The following is a 6,784-nucleotide window of genomic DNA, read 5'->3' as shown; positions in this document are numbered from 1 at the left end:
GCATAGCCGAGCGCTGGGCTGCTGAGTCTGACGATGGTGCAGTGATGTCAGGGGCGGGTGTGATCACTGACTGTGGGGCCGGTGAGGCTCCTGAACACCCGAGTGACGATTGTCGCGGAAAAATCGCTGGCAGCCGGGCACATCGGTTGACGGCCCAGAATCTGGGACCGGTGTGGCCGCTGTGACTACCCGCCCTCGACATCGGGATCGGCATCGTTATCGATCCTGGTCCAGCCCAGGATCATCGCGGGCAGGCATCCGCCGATGAGCAGCACCGTCAGAGTCATCAACCCGCCGGCGTAGGCCATGGCACGGTCCGCGCCCCCGGTGATCACCGCGCCGAAGATGAGGTAGCAGATCGGAATCATCATCAGGTTCTGCGTCACGGTCAGCCCGATCGAGCGGGCGCTGTTGCGCTGCGCGATCTCGTATTCGTCGAGCGCGGCCTCCGGCGCGTCGCCGCGGCGCCCGGACACGATCTGCAGTGCGATCCACGCCGGGAAGAATGCGGCGCACGCCGGAAGCCACAGCAGCGGAGCCCATTTCACCCCGAAAGCGCACACCACGGCCACCGCGAACATGAACGTGAATGTGGCGGCCAGCCAGCCGACCAGCGCCCGCCGCCTGCGCTGATTACGCCAGCCGGGCAGCGAATTCGCATAGGTGCGTTCGTGTTTGAGGAACCGCCGGGTCCGATAATCCTGGTACCGGTCGAGCAGATCCGGTTCAGCCTGCGTCGATCGAGACATCTGCACCGCTCCCTTTCGCTCGCGTCCTGCTTCCGTAGAGCTCGGCGGACAGCGGGGTGAACGCTTCGCGGGAGAACACCGCCTCGACCGGCAGGCCGAAGACGTCGCAGATCCGGAACGCCAGATCCAGGCTCGGGTAGTGGTCGCCGCGCTCCAGCGCGCCCACGGTCTGCGGGTTCACGTCAATGAGCGTCGCGAGCTCGGCTCGCGTCATCCCCCGCTCGGCGCGCAACACACCGATGCGATTGTGGATGGGGAGCTTTTCCCCACGCCTCACCGGACTCATACAACTCATTGTTATGAAAACCCAACAATCCGTCAAGGCGTCGAGCAGAAATCAGGCGAACCGTTTGGTGTATCTCGGCGGCAACAGGCGCAGCACCTGGGTCAGCGGTGCCCACGGCCAGCGCGGCACCACCGCCCGGCCCTTCTCCTTCTCGATCGCCTCGACCATCGCCCGCACGCCGGTCTCGTTGTCGACCATCAGCATCGTGGTGGCCGATCTGGCCGTCATCTCCGATTCGATGTAGCCGGGCTCGATGACGGTGATCCGGATCGGCCCCTTGTCGTACTCGGCGCGCAGCGATTCACCCAGCGACGTCATACCTGCCTTCGAGGCGCAGTAGGCCGCCTTACCGCCGGGCACACCGCTGTTGCCCAGCACGGACGAGATCAGCACGAGGTGGCCGCCGCCCGACTTCTTGAACATCTCCAGCGCGGTCTCGATCTGCACCAGCCCGGCGACCAGGTTGGTTTCCAGCGTGGCCTTGTTGGCCCACGGCTTACCCTCGCCCAGCGGCCAGCCCTTGCCGACGCCCGCGTTGACGATCACCCGGTCGATCCCGCCGAGCTCGTCGGCGAGCTCACCGAACACCCGGGGCACCGCCTCATGGTCGTTGACGTCGAGTGCCGCGACGGCCACCTTGATATAGGGCTGGCGGTCGGCCAGCTCGGCCTTCAGCTCATCGAGCCGGTCGGTGCGGCGCGCGCACAACGCCAGGTCACGGCCCTTGGCGGCGAATTGGCGGGCCATACCGGCGCCCAGGCCGGAGCTGGCACCGGTGATCAAGATCTTCTGACGGGTCACCGCAGCAGGATAACCTCGTTAAACAGCTGCCGAGAAACCCCTACTTGAGCAGCCTCGACATCCGGCGGTCGGCGAGCACCTTGCCCCCGGTCTGACACGTCGCGCAGTACTGAAACGACTTGTCGGCGAAGGACACCTCGCGCACGGTGTCCCCGCAAACCGGGCAGGGCAGGCCGGTGCGGGCATGCACCCGCAGCCCCGACCGCTTCTCCCCCTTGAGCGTCGCGGCCTGCTGGCCGACCGAGCGGGACACCGCATCGGTGAGCACCGAGATCATCGCGTCGTGCAGATCCCCGAGTTGCGCATCAGTCAGCTTCCCGGCCGTGGCGAACGGCGAGAGCCTGGCCACATGCAGGATCTCGTCGCTGTAGGCGTTGCCGATCCCGGCGATCACCTTCTGATCGGTGATGACGGTCTTGATCCGTCCGGACTGCCCGGCCAGCACCCCGGCCAGGCCCGCGGAATCCAGCGACAGCGCGTCGGGCCCGAGCGCGGCGATCTGCGGCACGTCGCGTGGGTCGGCCACCACCCACACCGCGAGCCGCTTCTGCGTTCCCGCCTCGGTCAGGTCGAAGCCCACCGAATCCCCCAGGTGAACACGCAGCGCGATCGGTCCCTTCCCGGGTTTGAGCGGCGTCGGCGCCAGCTTCTCCGACCAGCGCAACCAGCCGGCCCGCGAGAGGTGCGTGATCAGGTGCCAGGGGCCGACTTCCAGACCGAGGTACTTGCCCCAGCGGTTCGCGCCGGTCACCGCCTGGCCGTGCAGGGCGGTGATCGGCGGGTCGAAGGTCTTGAGCACCGACAGGGCGGATACGTCGATGCGGGTCACCACTCGTTCGACCGCGTGCCGGCGCAGATAGTCGGCCAGCGCCTCGACCTCGGGCAGTTCGGGCATGCCTTCAGTGTGTCAGCCCGCGGCGGCCCGGACGAACGATAACGCCCAGCTCACGATCGACAGCACGATCGCGGCCCAGATCGCGGTCCACCAGAACTGGTCGATGGCGAGACCCCAGTGCGTGGTGTTCTCGGTGATCCAGGACGTGACCGACAGCATCAGCGCATTGATCACGATGTGGATGAGCCCGAGCGTGAGGATGTAGAGCGGGATCGACAGGATCTGCACGATCGGCTTGATGATCGCGTTGACCAGACCGAAGATCACCGCGACGACGAAGATGATGCCGATCCTGGCGATCGTCGACTCACCGCCGACGAATCCGATCCCCGGAACGATGAGGGTGACCACCCACAGCGCGAATCCGGTCACCGCGGCACGCAACAGAAATGAGCCCATAAGTGCTCAGTGTGCACGATCCGGCACCGCGCCGAGCCCACATCGAAGTATCCGGTACCGACGGTATTGACAACTTGACGAACGCGTATTTACATTTGAAGGGAAAACGTCAACGAAGGGGTGTCAACGGTGACAGCTTCGGTTCGGTCGGCAGCACGTGACGAGTTCTCCGAGCGCCTCCTCAAGGGCTCGGTCCGCAAGTCCTATGCGCCCATCGTCGATATCGACTGGGACGCGCCGCTGGAGCCGGACAAGTTCTTCCTGCCACCCAAGGTCGTCTCGCTGTACGGAACACCCTTGTGGGACAGCATGTCCCGCGATCAGCGGATCGAGTTGTCCAGGCAGGAACTGGTCAACACCCTCTCGGCGGGCATCTGGTTCGAGAACATCCTCAATCAGGCACTGCTGCGCAAGATGATGCACCAGGACCCGACCGCCCGCGCCACCCACTACGAGCTCACCGAACTCGGCGACGAGACGCGGCATATGGTGATGTTCGGCCGGGCCATCGAGAAGGTGGGCGCCAAACCGGTACGCCCCCGGCTGTACCAGCGCATGGTGATCAACACGCTGCCGTTCTTCTTCCGCGGCTCGGTGCTGTGGGTGGCGGCCCTGATCGGCGAGGAGATCTTCGACTCCCTGCAGCGGCAGATGATGGACGATCCGCAGCTGCAGCCGATGGTGCAGCGGCTCATGCGGATTCACGTCACCGAGGAAGCCCGCCACATCCAGTTCGCCCGCGACGGCCTGCGCAAGCGCACCCCGGCCATGCCGTGGATCACCCGGGTCTGGGTGGGCAACCTCAACGGTGTCGGCGGGCTGTTCTTCCGCTTCCTGTTCACCCACAAGGTGCAGTACCAGCGCGTCGGCCTCGACGCCCGCGCCGCCCGCCGGATGGCCAGGGCCAGCGCGCACCGGCACGAGACCCAGATCGCCGGATTCGCCCCGCTGGCCGCCTTTCTCGAGGAGGTCGGCCTGATGGGCCGGATCGGGCGGCGGCTGTGGCGCCGCACCGGCTTCCTGCCGTCGGATTCCGGCCGCTCCCGGCGGTGGCGTCGCGGCGCGGCGCGGGGACCGGCGTCGGGGCCGGAACCCTCGATCGCCGATGACGTCTACGACGGACCCGCCACCCTCGGCGTAGACGGCCGCGACCACCCGGTGCGGGTCCGGCTCACCGGCCATCTCGATCCGATCGACGGTCGATACCACTGGCAGGGCACGATTCTCGACCGCGAGGTGCCCAACGGCCCGGTCCGGCTGACGATCGCCGACCGCACCGTCGACGCCAGAGTCACCGAACGCACCGCACAGGGCACCCATTCGATCGCCGGGGTGGGCGAACCGCCGTTCGGCCTGGAGGACGTCGAGGTCACGCTTCCCGGCTGAGCCGGTCGCCGCACCGTTCCGACCCGCACAATTAGAACACGTTCTAGCGTGGGTGCATGCGGTTCACCTATGCGGAAGCCATGACCGACCCCACCTACTACATCCCGCTGGCCAAGGCCGCCGAAGCGGCCGGCTATCACGCCATGACCATTCCCGACAGCCTGGCCTATCCGTTCGAATCCGATTCGACGTACCCCTACACCCCCGACGGGAACCGCGAGTTCCTCGACGGCAAGGCGTTCATCGAGGCCTTCGTGTTGGCATCGGCCCTGTGCGCCGTCACGACCACGCTGAAATTCAACTTCTTCGTGCTCAAGCTGCCGATCCGGCCGCCTGCCCTGGTGGCCAAGCAGGTGGGTTCACTCAACGCGTTGTTCGACAACCGGCTCGGCCTCGGTGTCGGCACCAGCCCGTGGTCGGAGGATTACGAGTTGATGGGCGTGCCGTTCGCCCGGCGCGGTAAGCGGATGGACGAGTGCATCGACATCATCCGCGGCCTCACCGGCGGCGACTATTTCGAGTATCACGGCGAGTTCTACGACATCCCGAAGACCAAGATGACGCCCGCCCCGTCGCGGCCGGTGCAGATCCTGGTCGGCGGCCACGCCGAGGCCGCGTTGCGGCGCGCCGCCAGGTGCGACGGCTGGATGCACGGTGGCGGCACCGACGACCTCGACGTACTCCTCAAGCGGCTGAACGAGATTCGCCGCGAGGAGGGGCAGACCGGACCCTTCGAGGTCCACGTCATCTCGGCCGACGGGTTCACCGTCGACGGCGTCAAACGCCTGGAGGACAAGGGCGTGACCGATGTGATCGTGGGGTTCCGGCTGCCCTACATCATGGGTGAGGACACCGAGCCACTGGACCGCAAGATCCGGCACCTGGAGAGCTTCGCCGAGCACGTGATCGCCAAGGTCTAGCCCCTCGGCGAGCAGACATGAAACTGCCTATTTCGCCGCAGTTTTGGGCTGTTTTGCGTCTGCTCGCGGGGGCCGGTGGTGGCCGCTACAACCGGTCGATCGCCTCGGCGCTGAGCACCTCGTCCAAAACCATGGTGGCGCAGCCGATCACGCCGGACCGGTCGCCGTAGATCGACGGCGCCACCCGCAGCGTCCGGGTGGCCAGCGCAGTGGCGTTGCCGTACAACGCTTCCCGCAGCCCGGCGACGAAGATGTCGTAGGCGCCTGCCATATCGCCGGCCACCACGAGCGCCGCGGGGTTGAGCAGGTTGACCGCCGACGCGAGCACCTCGCCGATCTGGCGGCCGCTCTCGCGGATCATCCGGCGGGCGTCGGCGTCGCCGTCGTGTGCGAGCCGCACCAGATCCCGCACATGGTTGACGCCGTCCCGGTGGAGCTCGGCGACCAACGCCCAGCCGCCCGCGACGGCCTCCAGGCATCCGGTGTCGCCGCATCGGCACGGCCTCCCGGCGGCCGCCGGGGTCTTGTTGTGGCCGAGTTCACCCGCGGCCTGCGCGGCGCCGCGCTGCAGCACACCGCCCGCGATGATGCCCGCCCCGATTCCGGTCGACGCCTTGAGCACCAGTATGTCGGCCAGGTCGCGTTCGCCGCGGTGCTCCGCGATGGCCATGACGTTGACGTCGTTGTCGACGACGACGGGCGCATCGGTCAGCTCGGCCAGGTAGGGGTGCAGGTCGACGCCGTCCCAGCCGGTCAGGATCGGTGAGGCCAGGCTGGTGCCGCGTTCCCGGTCGACGGTGCCGGGCAGGCTCAGCCCGATGCCGTAGATGCGCCGGCCGTCATATCCGTCGAGCAGCGAATCGAGGCGTTTGACCACGTCGGGCATCAGATCACCCGGCCCGAGATCGGGTTGCTGGTCGATGTCGGTGAGGTCGAGGACGTCGCCGGCCAGATTGCACACGGCCAACCGGGTGCGGCTGCGCCCGATCGATGCGGACAGCACGACGCCCGCGTCGACGTCGAAGGACAGCAGCGCCGCGGGGCGGCCGCCGGTGGACGGGGCCTGCTCGGATTCGATCACCAGCCCGTGCTCGGCCAGTGCCGCCACCCGGGCCGCCACCGCGGTCCGGGACAGGCCGGTGAGCTGGCCGATCTCGGCGCGGGTGACGTCGCGGCGGTCCCGGATCAGCGCCAGGACTTCCCCGACGGTCGACATGGCCCCAGCGTAACTTCGCTCACTTTCGTATTTCAAGTGCAAAAGTAGGTTGATGGAACAGCAGAAGTGCGGTTAGCGTTGTACGCGCCGTTCTCGCCAACGCTGTCCGAGATTCAGCCCGTTTTCCACCCA

The 6,784-nt window shown here is 67.1% G+C and carries 8 protein-coding genes and 1 pseudogene; 2 read left to right on the top strand and 7 right to left on the bottom strand.

Going from position 1 to position 6,784, the window contains the following annotated elements:
- Positions 1-185 precede the first annotated feature (185 nt).
- The 6 genes and pseudogenes from ACWDTP_RS06155 to ACWDTP_RS06130 all read right to left on the bottom strand — a co-directional run bounded on the left by ACWDTP_RS06155 (position 186) and on the right by ACWDTP_RS06130 (position 3,130).
- Complete coding sequence (locus ACWDTP_RS06155) at positions 186-749, bottom strand: hypothetical protein (RefSeq protein ID WP_450017613.1); 564 nt, start codon at positions 747-749, stop codon at positions 186-188.
- Positions 727-1,035: a helix-turn-helix transcriptional regulator gene (locus ACWDTP_RS06150; protein WP_450017611.1), complete on the bottom strand. Its 309-nt coding sequence runs from the start codon at positions 1,033-1,035 to the stop codon at positions 727-729. The genes ACWDTP_RS06155 and ACWDTP_RS06150 overlap by 23 nt, the downstream gene beginning before the upstream one ends.
- A 51-nt stretch (positions 1,036-1,086) precedes the next feature.
- On the bottom strand, positions 1,087-1,836 hold the full coding sequence (locus ACWDTP_RS06145) for an SDR family oxidoreductase (RefSeq protein ID WP_450017609.1): 750 nt from the start codon (positions 1,834-1,836) through the stop codon (positions 1,087-1,089).
- A gap of 40 nt (positions 1,837-1,876) precedes the next feature.
- On the bottom strand, positions 1,877-2,344 hold the full coding sequence (locus tag ACWDTP_RS06140; RefSeq protein WP_450017621.1) for a zinc finger domain-containing protein: 468 nt from the start codon (positions 2,342-2,344) through the stop codon (positions 1,877-1,879).
- Between the two features lie 141 nt (positions 2,345-2,485).
- Positions 2,486-2,731 (bottom strand): annotated as a pseudogene (locus ACWDTP_RS06135) (DNA-formamidopyrimidine glycosylase family protein); the annotation flags it as partial.
- A 12-nt stretch (positions 2,732-2,743) separates the two neighbouring features.
- Entirely contained in the window at positions 2,744-3,130 is a 387-nt protein-coding gene (locus ACWDTP_RS06130) for a phage holin family protein (protein ID WP_450017607.1), read from the bottom strand.
- A gap of 129 nt (positions 3,131-3,259) precedes the next feature.
- Here ACWDTP_RS06130 and ACWDTP_RS06125 point away from each other — a divergent pair, with 129 nt between their 5' ends.
- The gene (locus ACWDTP_RS06125) at positions 3,260-4,516 is read left to right on the top strand and encodes a diiron oxygenase (protein WP_450017606.1); all 1,257 of its coding nucleotides are present in this window, start codon (positions 3,260-3,262) and stop codon (positions 4,514-4,516) included.
- A gap of 56 nt (positions 4,517-4,572) precedes the next feature.
- Complete coding sequence (locus ACWDTP_RS06120) at positions 4,573-5,436, top strand: LLM class flavin-dependent oxidoreductase (RefSeq protein ID WP_450017604.1); 864 nt, start codon at positions 4,573-4,575, stop codon at positions 5,434-5,436.
- 85 nt (positions 5,437-5,521) lie between these two features.
- Here ACWDTP_RS06120 and ACWDTP_RS06115 read toward each other — a convergent pair whose 3' ends face one another.
- On the bottom strand, positions 5,522-6,652 hold the full coding sequence (locus ACWDTP_RS06115) for an ROK family protein (protein ID WP_450017602.1): 1,131 nt from the start codon (positions 6,650-6,652) through the stop codon (positions 5,522-5,524).
- Positions 6,653-6,784 lie beyond the last annotated feature (132 nt).

The sequence above is a fragment of the Mycobacterium sp. NPDC003449 genome, assembly GCF_053588415.1.
Note: the sequence above shows the minus strand (reverse complement) of the source record. Positions and strands in the feature narration are given on the sequence as shown.

Bases quoted from the DNA above. Each gene is read 5' to 3' on its own strand.
- ACWDTP_RS06155 (WP_450017613.1), bottom strand. From the start codon at position 749: ATGTCTCGATCGACGCAGGCTGAACCGGATCTGCTCGACCGGTACCAG.
- ACWDTP_RS06150 (WP_450017611.1), bottom strand. From the start codon at position 1,035: ATGAGTCCGGTGAGGCGTGGGGAAAAGCTCCCCATCCACAATCGCATC.
- ACWDTP_RS06130 (WP_450017607.1), bottom strand. From the start codon at position 3,130: ATGGGCTCATTTCTGTTGCGTGCCGCGGTGACCGGATTCGCGCTGTGG.
- ACWDTP_RS06120 (WP_450017604.1), top strand. From the start codon at position 4,573: ATGCGGTTCACCTATGCGGAAGCCATGACCGACCCCACCTACTACATC.
- ACWDTP_RS06115 (WP_450017602.1), bottom strand. From the start codon at position 6,652: ATGTCGACCGTCGGGGAAGTCCTGGCGCTGATCCGGGACCGCCGCGAC.